The organism is Paenibacillus sp. AD87 (assembly GCF_001659845.1).
Classification (GTDB): domain Bacteria; phylum Bacillota; class Bacilli; order Paenibacillales; family Paenibacillaceae; genus Paenibacillus; species Paenibacillus marchantiae.
Genome location: NZ_LXQN01000019.1, coordinates 180,327 through 203,031 on the forward strand (window position 1 = coordinate 180,327; position 22,705 = coordinate 203,031).

Sequence of the window (22,705 nt, forward strand, 5' to 3'; positions counted from 1 at the left end):
ATTCACTTTAAAGGGGGAAATAACTTGAACGTAATGAGTAAAAAAGTATATGCTCTCACGCTTACCATGGCGATGTCAATCGCTCTGATTCAACCAGCGGTCCAGGCAGCAGAATCGGTGAAACCTACGGCGACAGTCGCTGAATCCATTGCTTCGAAAGCAACACAGACACTACAGCAAATGGGATACATAGATGGCACAACAGATGGAATGAAAGAGTCACAAACGCCAATTACTCGTGCTCAGGCCGCAATCATCCTGCAGCGTGTACTTAAACTGGATGCTCCAGCGTCTCTTACAGGTTTTGCAGATGTATTGACTAAGGATGAAGCTGCTCCTGCCATTTACGCACTGAAGCAAAGTGGTCTTATTCAAGGGCAAGCCAAAGGATATGCACCAGATGCACCTCTCACAAGAGCACAGATGGCATCGTTGTTTACTCGGGCATTTGAACTAAAGGATAATGGCATTCAGGTTGTATACAGTGATATGGCGCAGATTCCAAAGGTACATACGGAGGATGCGATTCGTCTGAAGCAGCATTTTATTATTGAAGGCAGTGCGTTTAACGCCAAAAATTCAGTGACCCATGGTGAGTTTGCTGATGCGCTGTACCTCGCTCTTGGACTTGATGTGCAGTCAGAAGGTATAACACCTCTGGAAGACTTCTTCAAACAGCCGGCTCAAGCAGGATTCCAGATGTCTCCGGATGGTAAACATCTGGCTTACATGGAGCCTTGGAACAACCGAATGAATATCGTAGTGAAACAGAATGGTCAGGACAAGTCGGTACGTATCACGAGTGAGACTGAACGCAGTATAGCGGGATTTGTATGGGCGACAAAGGATAAGCTGTTGTATGTAAAGGATGAAGCAGGGGATGAGAACTATCATATTTATGTAACGGATATTGATGGTAAGAACAGCAAGGATCTGACGCCATATCCGAATACAAGAGCGATCCTGGTAGACTCTCTGGAGAATATTCCGGATGAAATTCTAGTAGGTATGAACAAACGTGATCCGCGAATCTTTGACGTGTACCGGATTAACATCAAGACTGGTGAGGCTGTGCTTGCTGCAGAGAACCCGGGCAATATTACTGGATGGCTTACGGACCATGAGGGTAAAATTCGTGTGGCCATATCGAGTGATGGTAATGTCTCTTCGTTAATGTATCGTGAATCAGAAGATAAACCATTTGAGAATTTGATGACCACCAAGCTCGGAGAAAGTTTTGCGCCGGTGATGTTCACGTATGATAACAAAAACATCTATGCTGTATCCAATTTAGAGCGGGATAAAACAGCGATTGTCGAATATAGCCCAAGCAGCAAAAAAGTAACAAAAACCATCTATGAAAACAAGGATGTGGATGTATCCAGTTTCGTTCCTTCTAAAGAAAAAGGCACAATCCTTGCAGCTGTCTATGAGACGGACAAGGTTAACTATGAATACTTCGACAATGATTTCAAAAAGTTGATGCAGGATATCCAGGCGAAAGTTCCGGGTAAAGAAGTAAGCATTTCAAACATAAGTGAAGAAGGTCAGGTTCTGTTCGTTGCGTATAGCGATAAATCCATGGGTACGTATTACTTCTACGATTCCAAGACAGGTAAGCTGGATAAATTAGCTGACGCCGCACCTTGGATTGATGAGAGTAAAATGTCGGATGTAAAACCCATTACGTACAAGTCACGTGATGGTTTAACCCTTCATGGTTATCTGACGCTCCCGCAAGGAGCCGAGGCTTCCCAATTGCCACTGGTTGTTGTTCCGCATGGTGGACCATGGGCCCGAGACTCATGGGGCTTCAATCCCGAAATTCAATTTCTCGCAAGCCGTGGTTATGCCGTACTACAGGTGAATTTCCGTGGCTCTACTGGATACGGTAAGGAATTCCTGGATGCGGGCAACAAAGAGTGGGGTAAAGCGATGCAGGACGATCTCACAGACGGCGTAAATTGGCTGGTTGAAGAGGGAACGGTTGATGCGAAGCGTGTAGCTATCTACGGTGGATCTTATGGTGGATATGCAGCTCTGGCAGGACTGGCATTCACACCAGAAGTCTATGCAGCAGGAATTAGCTATGTTGGACCATCCAATCTGTTCACGCTGCTGGATTCACTGCCACCTTACTGGGAGTCGGAGCGCAACATGTTCTATGAACGTATGGGTGATCCGGAGAAAGACAAGGAGCTGCTGAAAGCTGTCTCACCACTGTTCCATATCGACCAGATGAAAGCCCCATTGTTCGTGGTCCAGGGCGCAAATGATCCGCGTGTGAAACAGGCTGAGTCTGATCAGATCGTGGAGGCTCTGCGCAAACGTGGAGTAGATGTGCCATATATGTTAAAAGCCAATGAGGGACATGGCTTCGGCAATGTTGAAAATCAATTGGATTTGTATCGTGCAATTGAGAAATTCCTGAATCGCCACTTGATGCAGCAATAGTAGTTAAGTTCAACAATAAAACCGTCCCACGGGTTCCATCGAACCTGAGGGACGGTTTTATTTGGTGGAGCAGGGAATTGAATGAGGTATCCAAGCATATAAACAAATTGACATATGTAATCATTCTGTTTTAAAATGACCAGTGAGTCATTATTGTTCGGTTCGGTTTAATATATATGTTTCATTACAGCCTTACGCTACTGGATTGCAATCTGATCGGGGAGGAAACATGTAATGCAAAAACAAATGAAATGGCCGCTTATCCTATTTGCTATCGGGGTGTTTATGGCTGCGCTGGATAACGGGATTATTACGTCGTCCCTGACGACTTTAAATGCGTCATTTGGCGTGTCGCCGACGTGGGGAGCATGGACAATCACGCTTTATACGCTCGGACTTGCGGTGAGTGTGCCGATTGCGGGTAAGCTCTCCGACCGTTATGGACGCAAGAAGCTGTTTCTGATTGAAGTGGCTTTGTTCGGAATTGGGTCTTTACTCGTTGCACTAAGCACATCGTTTACGTTTTTCCTGATTGCTCGTGTCGTCCAGGCGTTGGGTGGTGGCGGGATCTTTATCATTGCGAGCTCTTATGTATTAAGCAAGTTCCCAGCGGAGCGTCAGGGCACAGCCTTGGGTCTTCTGGGAGGTATGAACGGGGTTGCGGCGATTCTAGGGCCGAATATCGGTGCTTTTATCCTCGACATTACGGGGAATTGGCATTGGTTGTTCTTAATCAATGTACCGATCGCCATTTTGCTGTTTATTGCAGGCATCCGTTATATTCATGAAGAACAGGAGCTGAGCCGTAAGGCGGTGGACTGGAGTGGTATCGCGGTCTTAACGCTGGGTGTGCTCAGTCTAATGTACAGCTTCAGCAATCTGGACGGCGTAAATATGCTGCAAAGTCTTGGCTCACCGACCTTCTATGGCTTCTTCCTGGCAGGTGTGGTCATTCTGGTCCTCTTCTACTTTCTTGAAAAAAGGCTGGAGGGATCACAACGTGAACCTGTTGTATCTACACAGCTTCTGGGCATTGCGTCCTTTCGTTGGACGCTGCTGATTGCCTTTTTCTCAGGAGCGATTCTGGCATCCGTGATCTTCATTCCAGGCTTTGTTGAGCAGTACCTCGGGGTATCCAACACAGCCTCCGGCTACTGGTTTACACCGCTTGCCCTGGCTTCAGGCATTGGTGCGGGTGGTGGCGGTTATCTGGTTGACCGCAAAGGGCCAATCTGGACGTTATCTGTAGCCGGATTGCTGTCGGCTATCGGCTTCCTGCTCTTCCCGCTGTGGGTAGAGCATATCTGGCAATTCGTGATTGCGAGTGTACTTGTGGGGATCGGCTTCGGTATGATGCTGGGAGCTCCAGTGAACGTGCTCGTTACTGAGCAAGCGGGTGAGAACAACAAGGGCATTGCTGTAGCGACCAGTTCCTTGTTCCGCCAGATGGCAATGGCGATCGCGCCAACCATTTTTGCCGGTTTTCTGGCGCGCTCCTTCTCCAATCTGGGTTCCAATATTCAGCAGGGTCTCGCAGATCAGGGCATTCAGGTGCCGCCCGAAGCGCTTCAACAATATGCGTCTGGCGGCGGTGCAGCTTCAGGAAGCGATATCTCCAGCTTAACCGAAGGACTATCCCAAATTCCTGATCCGGGCATTCGAGATGTGTTGCTACAGGCTCTGCATCAGACAATCGGCGAGGGTTATAGTGGACTGTTCTGGTCTGCGGTTATTTTCAGTGTACTCACGCTGGTCGCTGCGTTTATTACAGGGCGACAGCGTCATAAAGAGAAGAGGAATCGGGTAGAGACAGCATCAACAAACTGAATGGATGGACATTCCACATGAAGAGAACAGTGCACCTTTTGCCAGTAAAAAAGGAGCACTGTTCTTTTCAATTTAACCGTATTGTAACTTTTCATCATCCAGCAATGATTACAATAGAACGAGCGTGAGCGGCGTTTTCTTTTGAGATAGAGAAAACTTCAGAGAACACCGTGTCACAAGCCATTCCGCACGTTTAATGGTAAGTATATAAGTTGAATGGATCATTAACACTGTACCGTTGCGGGGTCAGGACAAGTTAAATTCAACTTATATAGTAGTAGTATCGAATTTCATTTTGACAGTGAAGAAGGAATCGATGGATGACAAGCAGAACTAAAGATAAGAAGAAGAAAAGAAGAAAAGGTCTATATATAACGCTCGTATCGCTCGTTGTTTTGTTAATCGGGGGCTATTTGTTTCGTCAGCAGCTTGCTGTAGCGGCCTTCGATCTGTTTCTCGCTGGTTCAGTTGAAGACCAATTGTCTCGTTCCTATGTCCCTCAGGAGGGCAACAATACGCCTGACCCAACAGTATATCGCAAAGAACCGTTCTCGGTATTGCTGCTAGGCTCAGACAAACGTGCCTATGAGAAAACACGTGGGCGCTCAGACACGGTTATCTATGCCGTTGTTCGTCCGAAAGAATCCCGCGTACTCCTGGTATCCATTCCTCGTGACACCTATGTGCAGATTGTTGGACGTGATGCCAACAAGGATGGTGAGGATGATTATGACAAGCTCGCGCATGCCTACGCCTTCGGTGGGGAGAATATGTCTATCAATACGGTGGAGAAATTTCTCGATGCGGATGTAGGTTATTATGCAACGATTAACTTTGACGGGATCAAAAAAGTCGTTGATGCGCTTGGTGGCGTGAAGCTGCCGATTGATGAGGACATAGTGAACAAGAATCCGGAACATGTGCAGTTCACAATAGAAGGCGGTAAGCCGATCTATGACGGGCAGGAAGCACTTTACTATGTAAGATACCGTGAGGATAGCGATTTTAATCGCACCAAGCGGCAGCAGATTTTCCTGAATGCCATGGCGAATGAGATGCTTAATCTGAACGCTATCAGCAAAATTCCAGAATTGATCCAGATTATGGGAGACAGCTTCCAGACGGATATGCAGCCTTCCTTCATTATTGATCTGGCCAAGCAGGTACTGACTCAGGAAAAACCGCAAATCTCAAGCTTCACTATTTTGGGCGAAGGAATGCGGAAAAACGGAATTTATTATGGCAAGGCAGATGAGAAAGACGTCCAATATGCCAAAGAGCTGATTAACAACTGGATGGATGAGTCGACCCCAGCCGGTGAAGTGATGATTCCTGACCGGCAGAAGATCGAGTAACCAATTCCATACAGACGTTATGTTTTAGACAACGATCAGCAGTGCGTTTATTGGCGGGCTGCTGTTTTTTTTACTTTGTAGAAGAAATCTTGTCCTTTTGGAACATCTTGCGTTCTAATGCGTACTATGTAAGTTGAATGTAATAAGCTGACTGATGAAATTTCACAAGGAGGATACTTAAGGGTATGAACATCGCATTTTTTTTGCTGCCCAAACAAGAAGTTACGTGCGTAACGTCGGATTCTACTCTGCGGCAAACGTTGGAACGGATGGAATATCATCGGTTCACGGCAGTGCCCATTTTGAATAAGGAAGGCAAATATATCGGTACGGTTACCGAAGGTGATCTGCTGTGGTATATGAAGAACGCTGAGGGAAAGATTACATTTGAAAACGCTTCAAAATTCCTGCTTAAGGACGTTCCACTTCGGCTGGATATCAAACCGGTATCCATTGAAGCCAACATGGAGGATTTGATTAATCTGGCGAAAGTGCAGAACTTTGTGCCGGTTGTCGATGATATGGAGCGCTTCATTGGGATCGTAAGACGGAGTCAGATTATTGAGTATTGCGAGGGTATTGTAGCCAAGGAATCCATGAAAGTGAAGTAAGTCGAAACAAATTTCGATATTGTTGCAACAACGTGGATAATCACAGTCGTCCGGTATCATGTTAAACTTAAGAAGAGCTGAAGAAGAGCGAACTTAAATGAATTTTCTACAAGATAAATACGAATTCGTTTTACGGGGTCCCCGCAAAGTACCTGAGATAAGTTTCGGAGGACTTCTCCGCTTTTTGGGGTAATTTTGCGGCCCCCCTTTTTATGCTATAATGGAGAATAAAGCTTTTTCGGGGGAGAGTGACTTTCGCCAATATGCCTAAAGAACTGGATGTAGCCAAACGCGCTAAAGTGATTGAATGGCTTAAAACCGAAGTGCTTGATCAGGTATCCCGATTATTCAAAGCGTTATGGGAAGGCAGTACAACCCGAATCGGGGACAGTCTCGCCAGTTTGATGATGAGTAGTTACATATTGGGCCGCAGGCTCGGTATTCCTTTCAAGGATCTGGATGCACTGCTTGTTGAGAAATTGAAAAAGCATAAACAGGAAGGTCACCAGTTGGAAGATTGGTACCAGGATATTTCCGCGCTAGAAGATCACATGCGTAAGAGGTGAATTTGTTGAAATTTAGCTTTAAATCAGCTGTCTGGAGCGTAGTTTATCTGCTCCTGCTACTTTCGCTGTTAACTCCTTTATCGGTTTTGGCCATATTTTTCATGATGATACCTGGAGTTATTTTGTTTGCTTCATTACCGGTAAAATCATTTATATGGCATCTCGTCCCAGTGGCGATTATTTTGGTCATATTTAGTCCGATTTATTTGTTATTACTGCTTTTGTTCACCCTGCCCGCCATTGTTATGGGCAATGCTTACAAGAAAAAGAAGTCGGCCCTGTTCGCCCTAATGGCAGGAAGTGGAGCCATGCTGGCCGAGTATCTGTTGCTCCTGTTGATTGGAAGTGTAATCTTCCAATTTGATTTGTCGAGTTATATTGATGATGTGGTCAGATTGACGATTGAACCCCTGACGAATACATCCAGTCAGATGGTAAATGGGTTTGTATGGACACCTGAAATGACTCAGGATGTCGCAAGACAGACGCAGCTTATGATTCCATTCGCCTTGGTGGTCACGTCTCTGGTCATGGCTCTAATTACACATCTCATTGCACGTCCGATTCTAAACGTAATGGGCGTGGTTGTTCCGAAATTTCCACCTGCGCGAGAATGGCGTATGCCGCGTGCCCTGATCTGGTATTACTTCCTGGCATTGTTGTTCGAAGTGATATCCAGGCAGAGTGACGGAACGTACTGGACCATGATCGCCATGAACTTGTCGCCTCTAATCAATTTGGGCTTCATGATTCAAGCCATCGGATTCTTCTTCTTTCTCTCACATGCAAAGAAATGGAATCCGGTTGTACCGTATTTGCTGGCGGCAGCAGTCTTCTTCATTGGACCGCTGCGGATTATCGGGATTATCGATCTGGCGTTCCCGCTTCGCGAGGCAATATCGAAACCAAAACGATAGGGTGATGAGTCATGCCTAAATTTCTGAAGAAACGCTGGCACGGCTACTATACCGTATGGGCGTTCATACTGCTGCTTCTGCTTGTTATGTTCGTGACCATCTACAACTGGACGCTTGGTTTGATTAGTCTGATACTGGCTTCGGCGCTGGGAATCGTCATGATTAAGGCGGAGCTCGCGTTCCGTCGTGAGCTTAACGACTACATTAATGGCCTTTCCATTCGGATCAAACGAATGGAGGGGGAAGCGGTCAGCATGCTCCCATTCGGTATTGTGCTGTACAGCGAAGATCGTACCGTAGAGTGGCATAATCGCTTCGTCGCGGACATGTTCCAAGAGAAGACGATGGTAGGTAATCCGCTGCAAAATTTATTTCCCAAACTTCCTCAACCGAAGGAAAAAAAGGATGGGACCAAGGAGCCGTCTAAGGAGCTTCACGACGAATTCCAACTGGATGATCGATTTTATGGAGTTATCCATAACCCGCAGGAGCGGTATGTATATGTTTACGAGATTACAGAGCTAGCCATTCTTCGTGATAAATATGAGAATGAACGCATGGCACTGGGCATTCTGGTTCTCGATAACCTGGACGAAGCAGCCCAGGGCATGGACGACCAGCAGCGGACTGCGCTGATTGCCCGTGTAACAAGCGAGATTACGTCTTGGGCGAAACGGTATGAGGTATACCTGCGCCGCCTCTCTTCTGATCGTTATCTCATGATGTTGAACTATAAGTCTTTGCAGGAACTGGAGCAGAGCCGGTTTGTCATTCTGGATGAAGTCAGGGAGATGACGGCTGATCTAAAGGTGCCGATGACACTAAGTGTTGGACTGGCATTTGGTTCGGATACCATCAGTGAGATGGGAGAACTGGCTCAGTCCAGTTTGGATATGGCACTTGGCCGTGGTGGCGATCAGGCTGCCGTAAAATCTGGACAGCGGTTGTCCTTTTACGGTGGGAAGTCCAACGCGGTGGAGAAACGTACACGGGTAAGAGCTCGGGTTATCGCACATGCATTGCGTGACTTGATGCAGGAGAGCGACCGGGTGATTATCATGGGTCACAAAATGCCTGATATGGATGCGATTGGCGCGTCTATTGGGGTATGGAAAGCGGCGAGTCTGTACAATGTGGAGGCACGAATTGTACTGGATGGCCCCAACCCTTCCATTGAACGCATGATGGAACAGGTGAATAAGGATGAAAAGCTGTCCAAAGCCTTTGTGTCGCCGGAACAGGCAACCCAGATGATGACGGAGCATACGCTGCTCGTTGTTGTCGATACACATAAGGCATCCATGACAATGGAGCCGAAGCTGGTTCAATCCGCTACGCGTGTCGTGGTTGTGGATCACCACCGTCGGGGTGAAGAATTCATTAACGATGCAGTTCTGATCTATCTGGAACCATATGCTTCTTCGGCAGCAGAATTGGTGACTGAGCTTCTCCAATATATTCATGACAAGGTACAATTCACTCCACTGGAAGCGACGGCGTTATTAGCCGGGATTACGGTGGATACGAAGCATTTTGCACTCCATACGGGATCGAGAACGTTTGAAGCGGCAGGCTTCCTGCGTCGTAGTGGTGCAGACACCATTATGATCCAGCGGCTGATGAAAGAAGATTTGTCAGAATATATTGCTAAGGCAGAAATCATAAAGCATGCTAAAATGGTATACGGGAACATTGCGCTGGCGGTCACAGACCCTGGCAACAAGATTCCACAGATGATGATCGCCCAAGTGGCGGACACATTGCTTAATATGACCGACGTGGTCGCTTCATTTGTCATTAGTGAACGCCCGGATGGACTGATTGGCATCAGCGCGAGATCGCTGGGGCGCATGAATGTTCAGGTGGTCATGGAACGACTGGGCGGTGGCGGACATTTGACGAATGCTGCCGTGCAGCTTGAAGGAACGCTTGGAGAGGCGGAAAAACGGCTGACGAACGTACTGGCTGAAATCGAAAAGGAAGAGGGTTTGTTCGAATGAAAGTCATTTTTATAAAAGATATGAAGGGTCAAGGCAAAAAAGGACAAGTGAAGGAAGTGTCCGAGGGATACGCACAGAACTTTCTCCTGCCACGGGGAATCGCACGTCCAGCAACAGACGGAAACATGAAAACACTGGACAACCAGAAGGCAGCGGAAGACAGACGAAAGCAGGAAGAGAAAGCAGAAGCGGAAGCTCTGGCTAAAAAGCTGGAAGCTGAAGTGACTGAACTGAAAGCAAAATCCGGCGAAGGCGGCCGTCTGTTCGGTGCAATCACGAGCAAACAAATCGCAGAAGCTCTGGCAGCGAAAGGTCTGAAAGTCGACAAACGCAAAATTGAACTGGACGAGCCTATTCGCACACTCGGCGTAACGCAAGTCACCGTCAAGGTTCACCCTGAAGTGAAGGCTACCTTGAAGGTACAGGTAACGGAGGAGTAAGATGGGCGGCGAAATGTTATTCGACCGGATTCCCCCACAGAACCTGGAAGCCGAACAGGCAGTGCTGGGTGCAATCCTGTTGCAGGGCGAAGCCCTGATTACAGCGATGGAACGGGTGCAAACCGAGGATTTCTATGATAAACCCCATCAATTAATTTTTGAAGCGATGATCCAGCTTGGCGAGGGAAATCAACCGATTGACCTCGTGACACTGACTTCGCTGCTGAAGGATAAAGGCGAGCTTGAGGACATCGGCGGCGTCAGTTATCTGGCGAAGCTGGCTCATGGTGTTCCGACTGCCGCGAACGTAGATTATTACGCTCAGATTATCGAAGAGAAATCCATGCTGCGTCGCCTGATTCGTACAGCTACGCAAATTGTGAGTGAAGGATACACGGGCGGTGAGGATGTCGCGGCTATGCTTGGAGAAGCAGAGCGGCGCATTCTGGAGATTTCCAACCGACGTTCCAGTAGTGGGTTTATAGCCATTCAGGATGTTCTGATGGAAGTATTCGACCGTGTGGAGACGTTGCATCAGAACAAGGGCACCACAACGGGCATTCCGTCCGGGTTCATCGATCTGGACAAGATGACCGCCGGATTCCAGCGGAGTGACTTGATTATTGTAGCGGCACGTCCATCTGTAGGTAAGACCGCCTTCGCCCTGAATATCGCTCAGAATGTAGCCATTCGTGCGCAGGAGACGGTTGCAATATTCAGTCTGGAGATGTCAGCCGCACAGCTTGTACAGCGTATGATCTGTGCAGAGGCCAATCTGGATGCGAGTGTCATGCGTATGGGAGACTTTAAAGGTGATGAAGATTGGCAGAAGCTGACGATGGGCATTGCAGCCTTGAACGAAGCTAATATTTACATTGATGATACGCCAGGGATCACCGTAGCTGACATTCGTGCTAAATGCCGTCGTCTCAAGAAAGAGAAAGGCCTTGGCATGATTCTGATCGACTACCTTCAACTGATTAGTGGACGTGGTAAAGCCGGCGAGAACCGTCAACAAGAGGTATCCGAGATTTCGCGTACACTGAAACAGATTGGCCGGGAACTGGAAGTTCCGGTTATTGCCTTGTCTCAGCTGAGCCGGGGTGTAGAGCAACGTCAGGATAAACGTCCGATGATGAGTGACTTGCGGGAATCGGGCTCGATCGAGCAAGATGCCGACATCGTTGCGTTCCTTTACCGGGATGACTACTATAACCAGGAGACCGAGAAGAAAAATATTATCGAGATTATTATCGCCAAACAGCGTAATGGTCCGGTAGGCACGGTGGAACTGGTCTTCTTGAAAAACTTTAATAAATTCGTTAACTACGAGCGGGCACATAATGATGCCTTTGCCATGTAGGGGACAGGCACAGACTGCTTCGATTGGGAAGTGAAATCGTCTGTCCCCGACATCAACCATTAGATCATATGAAATCATAAATACGTTGTGAATACGACATATAGCGTTGGATTTAGACGCGTAGCGTATAACCGGGGTTAGCCGTCAAGCAAGATTTGACTGGCTACGCCGGTTTTTTGCGTCGCAATATGGAGTCAATTCCGAACATTAGAGTTTGACTATATCTAATTGTTCGCCATTTGATTTGACTTTGAAAAAAGGGACTGGTACACTAGTACTGCTGCGTTAAAGCAGCGAAAACCTTCCCTTGGATGTAAATCGAGGGAGATTTTCACTGTCCGTTAGCACGCTTCTCCGCTGGTAATTTCACTTCAAATTCCTGCCGAGATAGAGGACGGACAGACCAATACAAAGGTGCGCAAGGCACCCACGGAGGTATGTACTATGTCAACGGTAGTTGTAGTGGGAACGCAATGGGGAGACGAAGGTAAAGGCAAGATTACGGATTATTTGGCGGAATCCGCAGACGTGGTTGCTCGTTACCAAGGCGGTAACAATGCAGGACACACGATTCTGATCGATAACAAAAAATATAAATTGACGATGATTCCATCGGGTATCTTCTACACAGACAAAGCATGTGTAATTGGTAACGGTATGGTTATCAACCCGAAGGCACTCATCGAAGAAATTAACTATATTCATGACAATGACTTTACGACCAAAAACCTGTCCATCAGCGAACGCGCACACATCATCCTGCCATATCACATGGTATTGGATGCATTGGAAGAAGAGAGCAAAGGCCCGAACAAAATTGGTACAACAGGTAAGGGAATTGGCCCATGTTACATGGACAAATCAGCTCGTATCGGTATTCGTATGGTTGATCTGCTTGATGCGGAAGAGTTCGAACTGAAACTGCGTCATTTGGTAAAAGAAAAAAACCGTGTAATCGAGCAAGTCTATGGCGGCGAGTCTGTAGATGTAGAAGAAATTCTGAAAGATTACCTGGGATATGCAGAAATTCTGCGTCCTTATGTGCGTGATACATCAGTTGTACTCAATGAATACATCGACGAGGACAAAAAAGTATTGTTCGAAGGCGCACAAGGCGTTATGTTGGATCTTGACCAAGGTACTTATCCATTTGTTACTTCATCCAATCCGTCTGCAGGCGGCGTATGTATCGGTTCTGGCGTTGGCCCAGCTCGTATTCAGCAGGTTATCGGTGTGGCTAAAGCCTATACAACACGTGTAGGAGATGGTCCTTTCCCGACAGAATTGCATGATGCAATTGGTGACCAAATTCGTGAGACCGGACATGAGTACGGTACTGTAACTGGACGTCCGCGTCGTGTCGGCTGGTTCGACAGTGTTGTTGTTCGCCACGCTCGTCGTGTTAGCGGAATCACGGGTCTATCCCTGAACTCCCTGGATGTAATGACAGGTCTGGAAACGGTAAAAATCTGCACAGGATACAAATTCCGTGGCGAGGTTATCACTCACTATCCGGCAAGCCTGAAAATGCTGGCAGAATGTGAAGCGGTATACGAAGAGCTTCCGGGCTGGAGCGAAGATATCACAGCAGCGAAGAAGCTGGAAGACCTGCCTGTGAACACACAGAACTATGTGAAACGTGTTTCCGAACTGACAGGCATTCCAATTGCCATATTCTCTGTAGGCCGTAACCGTGAGCAAACGAATCAGGTTCTTCCTATCTACGAATAAGCAGCTATATTAACTCTGCAATACGAAGTAAACGTTCATCCAAATGATATGCCTATATAGGCATCATAGAGCCCCAGTTATCGCTTAAATAGCGATGGCTGGGGTTTTTCGCACGTCTTCCTGATATAATCCCCGGATTTTCGTCAATACTGGTTAACAGTAGACTCATAGATCCTGAAACATCGAATGTGATATGGGGTCGGAATAACGGAGGGAGAGAACGGGAATGAAGTTGCTTCAATGGTTCATTAAAATATTGCTTACCGTGATGCTGGTCAGTTCACTGACCCTGCTGACAACCGGATTAATCGTTCAGTCATATGTAAAATCGCTGCTGGCGAGTTTTAATATTCAGTGGGAAGGCCAGCCCATGGGGTTAACGGCTATGTTTCAGGGTGCATTAGGTGGTAAGTCCGGTGAAGAGAAGAAGCCGGGAACGGGCACGACAGATCAGCCGGCAGGAGCGGAAGAGGAACACGTTCCAGAAGATGCGATATCTGTCATGGGCAATGGAACAGAAAGTGGAGAAACAGGCGCGAACACAGGCAACAGCTCTGAACAGGGTATGGGAACAGACGATGGTCAAGGAGCAGGCTCAGGAACGGACTCTTCTGCTACGGGATCAAGCCCAGGGGGCAGCTCAGCTGCGGGAACAGACGCAGATGCTGGCACAAATGCGGGTACCGAATCTGGGACAACGCCTGGCAACAGTACAGCATCGGGCAACGGATCAGGTACGAATTCCAATGGCACGTCTTCTTCAGGGAATGATGAGATTGTAGTATCTCCGGATGACATCACAGGCAAGAAGGACAAGCTGCCGTTGGAGGAAAAAGAAAAAATTTTCAGTCTGCTGATGAACAAGCTGCCCCAGAAAGAGATGCAGCAAATCTCAGGCGCTATGGAAGGCGGCCTGACTGAGCAGGAGCTGCGCGATATTGAGCAGGTGATCTCCAAGTATCTGACGAGCGAAGAATACGATAATCTAATGGAAGTCCTTCAGGCGGAATAAACTAAGTTCATATAGGGAAATCCGTAAATCTGCGACCCTTTGCTGAATATTCATAAAGGAATCGAAAGATCGAATCCTGAGCGGTAAATCAGAGAAATTTAATTCATTAGGCCATTCTAGAAATGAAATAAAAGCAGAAATTGGTTAGCATACAATCCAGCCAATATGAGGCACTCTATAGCAAGAGTCAACGAAATCCCTCACCAGAGATGATCTGGCGAGGGATATTCTATTTGTATTTTTATGAAAAAGAAAACACATTTCGGTGGGTCTTAGAACCTAGTCTTAAAAAATGATCAAAAGTACATAGTATACCTGAAGTAGAGGCGATATGGTGAAGAATATTGATCTGCCATCTTATGGATAATACAGGAAAACCAAGCGTGGCGCGGCTTTGCGCTATGACGTGTACAGTTGAAATGAGTGTAAAACCTGTGTTAAAGTATACGGGTGTGATAAAAGGTTAAAATTTTGACACTTTTACGAGCGCAGCTAAAGTCCTGATTTGCGGACACCCGAATACAAATATCGACAAGCATGGGACAGACACAGTGGGTGATGTCTTGACAGAAATGCGAACTGAGAAGTGCTGAAAAGGAGAGAATCATGAAAGGTTTCAGAGGCATACGCCAACCGGGCAAGAACCGGGAACACGAACAATCCGGGGAACACCGGACGGCCGAAGACAAAAACAACATGAGCATGTCCAACTTCAGTAGTAATAAAAAGCGCGTTCTGGCCTCGCGCAAATGGATCATTACAGCAGCATGTGGTTTATTTATCGCTGCATCGATCGGATTCGCAGGCAAACAATACGTTGCTGCAAACACCGTCCCATATTATAAAGTGATGGTTAAAGGAAATGAGATTGGCACCATCACGGATGAGACGCAATTACAGAAATTATTTGCAGACAAAACCGAGGAATTCCAAAATAAATATCCAGATGCGGAAATGGTGCTGAACACAGACGGCATCACGACCGAAACCATTAAAGCATACAAACCCGTAGTGAACAGCGATGAAACGCTGGGCAAGCTCGGCGACATGCTTACCGCCTATGCCAAGGGTGTAGAGCTCAAGGTAGACGGTGAAGTAATCGGCATTGTGAAGGATCAGGCAACAGCAGATGCGATTCTGGAACAAGTGCAGAACAAGTACATATCGGCATCGGCTGTGCGCAGTTCGCTCAAGACGAAGTCGGTATCGGCAAACTCATCGAAGAAAGCCGAGGGGCCGAGTACTACGCTGAAGTCGGTGGGCATCAAGGAAGATGTAGCGACAGATGTGGTGAAGGCTGACCCAAACAAAATATGGGATGTATCCGAGGCGGTTGAAGCTTTAACCGTTGGTAAAGACGCGCCTGTAACTTATGTCGTGCGTGAAGGAGATACGATCTCTTCCATTGCCGCCAAATACGAAATTACGCAAAGCGAAATTCGCAAACATAACCCGGGCATCAAAGAAACGTCGCTGCAAATTGGGGACGAGCTTACACTGACGGTGCCAAAACCAGCCGTTACTGTTAAATCGGTAGAGCAGGTGGTTGAACAGATTGAGATTAAACCGCAGGTGGAAGTACGCAAAAGTGCTGAGCTCAAAGCAGGCACAACCAAAGTGGTGCGTCCAGGTCAAAGCGGTCTGAAAAGCATGCAATATAGGATAACGAAGGAAAATGGTGAAGTCGTTCAGGAGGAATGGCTTGGCCAGGAAGTCATCAAAGCAGCGGTTACTGAAGTGGTCCTTAGTGGAACCAAAGTGGTCGGTGAAGGTACAGGCGAATTTGCTTGGCCGGTATCGAACGCTACGATGAGCAGCAGCTTTGGACAACGCTGGGGTCGCCAGCACAAAGGTGTCGATCTTGTCGGTAACCGGGACGTGAAAGCGTCTGATGAGGGCGTGATTACTTTTGCAGGACAGAAGAGTGGTTATGGCAATGTTATTATTATTAACCATCGTAATGGATACGAAACACTTTATGGGCACTTGAACAGCATTGGTGTTAAGGTTGGTCAAGTCGTCGAAAAAGGTGAGAGCATCGGCGTCATGGGCAATACGGGCCGTTCGACCGGGACGCATCTGCATTTCGAGATTATCAAGAACGGAACGGTGGAAAATCCGTTGACATACTTGAACTAGTTATATCGCAATCCAGGGCAAGGTTGGCACAAGATGCTGGCCTTGTTTTTTGCTGCTGTAAAAATTTTTCAGTTTGGGCTGCACATTGGCGCTGATCGGGATGTGACGGTGCTTCAGGTATGTTAAACTATAGACTATAGGCAACAAGTCATTTGATATAGACTATATTCAATGAAAACGTAGGAACACAATTCATATAAGATGATTAAGAGAGATAGACCGCTCAGGCGGATCAAGCAGGATATAGGGGTGAAGACAGCCGATGCAGGGGAAGATTTTGGTGGTGGACGATGAACAGCCCATTGCGGACATTCTGAAGTTTAATTTGGAAAAAGAGGGGTACGAGGTCATCTGCGCTTTTGATGGCATTCGTGCGGTTGAATTGGCGTTATCCGAGAAGCCGGATCTGATGCTGCTGGACCTGATGCTGCCAGGTAAGGATGGTATGGATGTGTGCCGCGAGGTGCGTGCCCATCTGGAGATGCCGATCATTATGCTGACCGCAAAGGATGGCGAGATCGATAAGGTGCTCGGTCTGGAACTGGGCGCGGATGATTACGTGACGAAGCCTTTCAGTACGCGCGAGCTGCTCGCCCGGGTGAAAGCACAGATGCGCAGACGGCAGAAGCCTGCCATTACGGCAGAAGCGCCGGAAGACGAAGAGAAACAGGTCATGCGTTTATTTGATTTGGCGTTTGATATGGACATGTATACAGCTTACAAAGGCGGCGAACCACTGGATCTGACCCACCGTGAGTACGAACTTCTCTATTATATGGCGAAGCATTCCGGCAAGGTAATGACACGTGAACATCTGCTGCAAGCTGTATGGGGATATGAATATTTCGGGGATGTACGTACCGTTGATGTTACGATTCGTCGTCTGCGTGAGAAGATTGAGGAGAACCCGAGCAAACCGGAAACGATTCTGACTCGCCGCGGGCTGGGTTATCTCGTGCGCAGTCCCAAAAGCGTGGGGATATAATGGGGCGTTTCTCGCGATTTTCGTTCTTTCGAACGATTCAGGCGAAACTGATTATTATCTATGTACTGCTGATTCTAATTGCGATGCAATTGATCGGCGTTTATTTTGTGAGTGCGATGAAGAACTCGCTGACCAGCAACTTCACTGAGGATTTGCAGGCACGGGCTGAGATGCTGTCTGTGCTTGTGGGAGAGACGATGGCTGGTGGAGAAGCCGAGGCTGGCGAGGATAAAACGGAAAACCTGCGTGTGTTGGTAAACAACCTGTTCAACATTAACGGCGCGGAGATTCAGGTGCTGGATGCCAGCGGCAAAGTGCTGACCACCTCGCTAAGTTCCCATTCAGACTATGTTGGACGCAAAAACACCCAGACCGTTGTCAGCCGTGCGCTGCAAGGCATTCGGGACAATGAGGAATATATCGTGGACGAGGATAATGTTCGCAAAAAGGTCGTTGCCAAGCCGGTACTGTCCGGCGGCAAGATTATCGGCGCGGTCTACATCGCCGCCTCCATGAACGAGTTATATGCCACAATGGAGGGCATTAACAAGATTTTTATCTCCGGCATTTTGATTGCCTTGGTATTAACCGCAGTGCTCGGTGTCATTCTGTCACATACGATTACGCAGCCGATTAAGGAAGTCACCCGAAGGGCGACGGCGGTTGCCGAAGGCAACTTCGACCAGCAGACCCCTGTATTCGGAACGGATGAGATTGGACAGCTCAGTCGGGCGTTCAACTATATGACCAGCAGGCTCCGGGATGCACTCTCCCAGAATGAAGAGGAGAAGGAGAAGCTGACGTCCATTCTCACTAATATGAGCGATGGCGTGGTCGCAACGGATGAATATGGCAAAGTCATTCTGGTGAACCGCCGTGCCAGCAGCATTCTGGGCATGCGTCCGGCGGACATTGAAGGAAGGCACTTTGCCGTATTGCTGGGCATTGATCCGGAAGATGCTGAAGCGTTAGCCAGTGGTTTTACAGGTTCGACGCTGCTCCAGATTGCGCCTGCGGGACAAGAAGATCCGGTTGTCATCCGTATGACGTTTACACCGGTTCATCGTCGTGAGCTAGGCATTACCGGCACGATCGCTGTGCTTCAGGACGTTACGGAGCAGGAAGAACTGGAAGCTTCACGGCGTGAATTCGTGGCGAATGTCTCTCATGAGCTGCGTACACCGCTGACTACCATTAAAAGCTACGCAGAAGCGCTGGATGATGGAGCTCTGGAAGATCCGCAGCTCGCTGGACGATTCGTTGGGGTAATCCAGAATGAGACGGAGCGTATGATTCGATTAGTTACGGATTTGCTGCATCTGTCCAGGCTCGATTCCAAGGAAGCGATGCTGCGCAAACAGCCAACCGACATCATGGAGATGTTGGAAGAAGTGTCGGATCGTTTTTCGTTCCAGATGCATCAGAAGGATATTCAATCTGTGCTTTCTGTAGAGAACGGGATTCCAGCGGTTCCGCTGGATCGCGACCAAATTGATCAGGTGCTTGATAATGTTGTGTCCAATGCGCTGAAATACACGCTTGAAGGTGGCACGATTACAATCGCAGCCAGACGCAATGATGATCATACTCTCGCCATATCAGTGACCGATACGGGGATGGGGATTCCACAGCGGGATCTGGATCGTATTTTTGAACGGTTTTATCGGGTAGACAAGGCTCGCTCCCGCAGTATGGGCGGTACGGGGCTCGGATTGTCCATTGCCCGGGAAATTGTGAAGGCCCATGATGGCAATATCTCACTGGAGTCCGAGGTGGACGTGGGGACGACGGTAACGTTCACACTGCCCATGCGTGAGGAAGGAGGTGAGCACCTTGAAAGAGCGGATTAAATCTCTGGTGCTTGCTTCCCTCGTCGTTGCCAGTTTGGTACAAAGTTACTTCTTGATCTATCGTTTGCCCGGTGGGGGCGATTCGATTGTGACGTCAGAGACGAACTATGTGAAAACCGAGAATATGGGCCAGGAGCGTAATATTGAAGATTTAATTTTCCCTGATCAGATGGTTATTCATCTGGGAGAGGACAAACATACGGTGTTTTATCCAGGCAATACGTTCTATCAGTTGATCTATTCACGGTTGCAGGGACGTACGTTTGATGATTTCCAGCGTCGGAGTGTGCAGTCGGTCAACTGGAATCAGATTCGTAAGGAGAATCCTGGCTTTGAGCTGTCGTTCAAGGAAGGCATCCCTGTAGCGTTGTTACAGCGCGTGATGCGACTCGGGACAGACTCCCTCTTCCAGGGGGAAACGATTAACCGGATCTCGATCTATACGGCCAAAAATGAAACAAAGGCACACGCACTGTTCTTCAGCGCCAAAGGCGATGTGGTCTACGAGGCGACGCAGGCGGATCTGACAGTACAAGACGTGCAGCAGCACGTCGACTTCGGCAGCAGCTGGACACCTTATACGCTGATGGACGGTGGATATTATATCCCGGCTGAAGCACTGGAAACGATTGAGGCTGACGTGCCTACAGGCCAGTTCACTGTCGAACAAATGCAGCGCAGCCTATTCTTTGATCCAAGCATGACTCGAAACATTCGGGAAAAGGATGGATCGGAGATCTATACAGACAGCAAACGCAGTCTGCAAGTGAAGCAAGAGCAGCGCTGGATTAGCTACACCGATCCGGCGGCACCGCCTGCGGGACAGATTGATGCAGCGAAGGATGCGCTGTCTGCGGTTGATTTTGTGAATCAGCATGGCGGCTGGAAAGGTCGTTCCCGCATGATGCTGGATACAACCGATACGAAGACGAAGCTTCAGTTCCAGCAATATTACAGCAGCTTCCCGATTATGGACTCGATGCAGTTCAGGTTCGGCACGATCAGCATGGAGATGCAGCAGGAGACGGTATCCAGCTATGAACGTTCGCTCGAATATCTGAACGAAGGCGCGGAGACGAAGAAATCGGTCACCCTGCCCGGTGGGGACAAGCTGAAGGCGCTCATCCAGAAGGTGGCGGGTACCAACCGTAAGGTCGTAGACGTGTATCCGGCGTACCGTCCATCCAGCATTGAGGATGGACTGAAGCTGATACCGGTGTGGGTAATTCGATTTGGAAACGGGGAGGAAACCACCGTTTCTTGATGGGTTATAGTCATTAAACATAAGGTGGGCTGCACTATCCACTCCGCGGTCAGAACAACCTTCCGATCGGATAAAGGCGAGCACTACGTTTCTTCAGGTTTTTTCTGCCCTCTTCGTTAGCGTGAAGCTTTATGTTCAAAGTTTATAAAAGACTAAAGTAGCGGTGGCAGGTTGGACAACTTTAGAAAGTAATTCAAGAAGTCTAATGAAGGAGGTGGATGTTTTGGATTGGGGACGGGCGAAAAATGTATTGATCTATGCCTTCCTGCTGCTCAATCTGGTGCTGGGATACCAGATCTGGATGGATGCGCGGGAGACGGCCGGAGCCAATCTGGACTTCACCTCGCTGGCGGATAATACACAACAGGCAATGGAGGAGAAGGGCATTCAAGTGCTGGCTCCTATTCCGAATGAGACGCCGAAGCTGCCGAAGCTGTCGTATGAGTTCATTGAAGATAACAAGACAGGCATTGAGGTTGAACTGGAAAATAAAGTGGACAGCAAGCTGATCTTCTCGCAAAGCGAGCTGGAGGATGCACTACAGGACGAGATTCCCCAGATTGGTACGTATCGATGGGATCAGCTGATGGCGGAGGATGGGGCATTTGTGCTTCATCCGTTGGTGGATGGCAAATGGCCGCTCTTCAATGTTAGTCTGGAGCTATTCTACAGCGATCAGAAAATTACGGGTTACCGTCAGACTCCGGTGCGGATTACGACAGCGGAGGAAAGCGATCAGCAGGTGCTTCCGGCGTCGAAGGCGCTGGGTACGCTGATCGAGAACTTTTTGCCAAATGATGCGATTGTTAAAGATATTCAGTTGGGCTATTACGGCCAGTTGTTCAATTCAGATATGCAGGTGGCGATGCCGGCATGGCGGTTCGTGCTGGAAAGTGGCGAAGTGTTGTACGTGCAGGGCATCAGTGGGGATGTATTCAGTCCCAAGACAGACAAACCAGGGGAGTAATGCGTTATGGGGATTTATTTTACCGTGTTATCCAGCGGTTCGACAGGGAATGCCACGGTTATACAGCATGGGGGCACATCCCTCATGATTGATGCAGGTCTCAGTGCGAAGCGGCTGGAGGCATTGTTTCTGGAACGGGAGATTTCGGGAACGGAGCTGGACGGGATTCTGGTTACACATGAACATTCCGATCACATTAAAGGACTAGGCGCGATGTCTCGGAAATATAATTTACCAATCTATGCAAATACGAATACGTGGGCGGCACTGGAGAAGTCCGTTGGGGCGATTCCAGAGGAAAACCGAAGGGTATTTGAGACGGGAGAAAAGCATGATTTTGGCTCCCTGCGCGTGGAATCTTTCGGCATCTCCCATGATGCGGCGGAACCGGTAGGGTACACGTTCGATGATGGTAGTGAGAAGCTGTCCGTCGCGACGGATCTCGGATATATGAGCGACAAGGTTCGCGATGCGATCTCGGATTCGGATGTACTTGTGCTGGAGGCGAATCATGATGTCGAATTGCTGCGCATGGGGCGGTATCCATGGAACACCAAGCGCCGCATTCTGAGCGACATTGGGCATTTGTCGAACGAAGCGGCGGGAGCTGCGCTTAGTGAACTGATGAACGGACGCATCAAGCGCACGTATCTGGCACATTTGAGCCGGGATCATAATATGATGGACTTGGCGAAAATGACCGTGCGTGATGCGATGGAGAGCCGTGGTTGCTTTTATCGGGATCATGAGTTCAAACTCTGTGATACGTATTATGATCGGCCTACGCCATGGGATAGGGTGGGTGAGCCATAAAGCTGTCGAGTTCGGTAGCTTTGCGCTCCACTTCCTCGCGGGTCAGAATGCCTTTGTCGACGAGTAGTTCAATAATGGTGCTTAGGGCAAGGGTATTGCGGTAATGCTCTTCTTTGAGATCGGCCAGCTTGGCCGCCATATGAACTTCATCCATGGCTGTGAGTGTACGCGTGCGATCCATAATGTGAATCCTCCTTCTATGAAGCTTCGAATTGTCTTTTACTATTATTGTAGTCAGGCTTGATGGAAAACATTCCTCTTTTTGCCGCTATAATTACACGTAAGGGACGTGTATGCTGAACCAGGGGCTGCATTTTGCTTAAGAAGATGAAAAAGTTCACGGGAATAGGCAAAATTGCGCTTAGCCAACTGGATTTTGTGGTGATAGATACTAGGGACCTTTATTGTTAA

At 48.2% G+C, this 22,705-nt stretch carries 18 protein-coding genes; 17 read left to right on the top strand and 1 reads right to left on the bottom strand.

The annotated features are described in order from the left end of the window. The first annotated feature begins 33 nt into the window (after positions 1 to 33). The 17 genes from gpAD87_RS24570 (at position 34) to gpAD87_RS24650 (ending at position 22,294) form a co-directional block, all read left to right on the top strand. Positions 34 to 2,454, top strand: coding sequence for a S9 family peptidase (locus tag gpAD87_RS24570; protein WP_231952888.1), 2,421 nt, complete (start codon positions 34 to 36; stop codon positions 2,452 to 2,454). Between the two features lie 234 nt (positions 2,455 to 2,688). Beyond that, positions 2,689 to 4,281: an MFS transporter gene (locus tag gpAD87_RS24575; protein ID WP_064641458.1), complete on the top strand. Its 1,593-nt coding sequence runs from the start codon at positions 2,689 to 2,691 to the stop codon at positions 4,279 to 4,281. A gap of 320 nt (positions 4,282 to 4,601) precedes the next feature. Beyond that, on the top strand, positions 4,602 to 5,636 hold the full coding sequence (locus gpAD87_RS24580; protein WP_063567370.1) for an LCP family protein: 1,035 nt from the start codon (positions 4,602 to 4,604) through the stop codon (positions 5,634 to 5,636). 185 nt (positions 5,637 to 5,821) lie between these two features. Continuing rightward, positions 5,822 to 6,247 (top strand): CBS domain-containing protein, encoded by a 426-nt coding sequence (locus gpAD87_RS24585; RefSeq protein ID WP_063567369.1) that lies wholly within the window; start codon positions 5,822 to 5,824, stop codon positions 6,245 to 6,247. Positions 6,248 to 6,510: 263 nt separating this feature from the next. Further along, complete coding sequence (locus gpAD87_RS24590; protein WP_024629547.1) at positions 6,511 to 6,813, top strand: MazG-like family protein; 303 nt, start codon at positions 6,511 to 6,513, stop codon at positions 6,811 to 6,813. Next, positions 6,810 to 7,730 carry a DUF2232 domain-containing protein gene (locus tag gpAD87_RS24595; RefSeq protein ID WP_231952824.1) on the top strand — a complete coding sequence of 307 codons (921 nt, stop codon included), beginning with the start codon at positions 6,810 to 6,812 and terminating at the stop codon, positions 7,728 to 7,730. The genes gpAD87_RS24590 and gpAD87_RS24595 overlap by 4 nt, the downstream gene beginning before the upstream one ends. 11 nt (positions 7,731 to 7,741) lie before the next feature. Next, a complete protein-coding gene (locus gpAD87_RS24600; RefSeq protein WP_064641460.1) occupies positions 7,742 to 9,730 on the top strand; it encodes a DHH family phosphoesterase in 1,989 nt (662 codons plus the stop codon). Further along, entirely contained in the window at positions 9,727 to 10,170 is a 444-nt protein-coding gene (gene rplI / locus gpAD87_RS24605) for a 50S ribosomal protein L9 (protein WP_024629550.1), read from the top strand. Before gpAD87_RS24600 ends, rplI begins: the two co-directional genes overlap by 4 nt. A 1-nt stretch (position 10,171) precedes the next feature. Further along, entirely contained in the window at positions 10,172 to 11,533 is a 1,362-nt protein-coding gene (gene dnaB, locus gpAD87_RS24610; protein WP_053781970.1) for a replicative DNA helicase, read from the top strand. Between the two features lie 444 nt (positions 11,534 to 11,977). Then, entirely contained in the window at positions 11,978 to 13,264 is a 1,287-nt protein-coding gene (locus tag gpAD87_RS24615) for an adenylosuccinate synthase (RefSeq protein ID WP_064641462.1), read from the top strand. Between the two features lie 226 nt (positions 13,265 to 13,490). Then, positions 13,491 to 14,276, top strand: a complete 786-nt coding sequence (locus gpAD87_RS24620) for a hypothetical protein (protein WP_064641464.1) — start codon at positions 13,491 to 13,493, stop codon at positions 14,274 to 14,276. Between the two features lie 606 nt (positions 14,277 to 14,882). Next, positions 14,883 to 16,415: a peptidoglycan DD-metalloendopeptidase family protein gene (locus gpAD87_RS24625; protein WP_064641465.1), complete on the top strand. Its 1,533-nt coding sequence runs from the start codon at positions 14,883 to 14,885 to the stop codon at positions 16,413 to 16,415. Positions 16,416 to 16,677: 262 nt separating this feature from the next. Then, a complete protein-coding gene (yycF, locus tag gpAD87_RS24630; RefSeq protein WP_062327757.1) occupies positions 16,678 to 17,400 on the top strand; it encodes a response regulator YycF in 723 nt (240 codons plus the stop codon). Then, positions 17,400 to 19,250 (top strand): cell wall metabolism sensor histidine kinase WalK, encoded by a 1,851-nt coding sequence (walK, locus tag gpAD87_RS24635; RefSeq protein ID WP_063567364.1) that lies wholly within the window; start codon positions 17,400 to 17,402, stop codon positions 19,248 to 19,250. Before yycF ends, walK begins: the two co-directional genes overlap by 1 nt. Continuing rightward, complete coding sequence (locus tag gpAD87_RS24640; RefSeq protein WP_063567363.1) at positions 19,234 to 20,514, top strand: YycH family regulatory protein; 1,281 nt, start codon at positions 19,234 to 19,236, stop codon at positions 20,512 to 20,514. Before walK ends, gpAD87_RS24640 begins: the two co-directional genes overlap by 17 nt. A 223-nt stretch (positions 20,515 to 20,737) precedes the next feature. Continuing rightward, positions 20,738 to 21,481, top strand: a complete 744-nt coding sequence (yycI, locus tag gpAD87_RS24645; protein ID WP_063567362.1) for a two-component system regulatory protein YycI — start codon at positions 20,738 to 20,740, stop codon at positions 21,479 to 21,481. Positions 21,482 to 21,487: 6 nt separating this feature from the next. Continuing rightward, positions 21,488 to 22,294, top strand: a complete 807-nt coding sequence (locus tag gpAD87_RS24650; RefSeq protein WP_062327768.1) for an MBL fold metallo-hydrolase — start codon at positions 21,488 to 21,490, stop codon at positions 22,292 to 22,294. Here gpAD87_RS24650 and gpAD87_RS24655 read toward each other — a convergent pair. Then, on the bottom strand, positions 22,263 to 22,475 hold the full coding sequence (locus gpAD87_RS24655; RefSeq protein ID WP_053781978.1) for a hypothetical protein: 213 nt from the start codon (positions 22,473 to 22,475) through the stop codon (positions 22,263 to 22,265). The genes gpAD87_RS24650 and gpAD87_RS24655 overlap by 32 nt on opposite strands. Between the last annotated feature and the right edge of the window lie 230 nt (positions 22,476 to 22,705).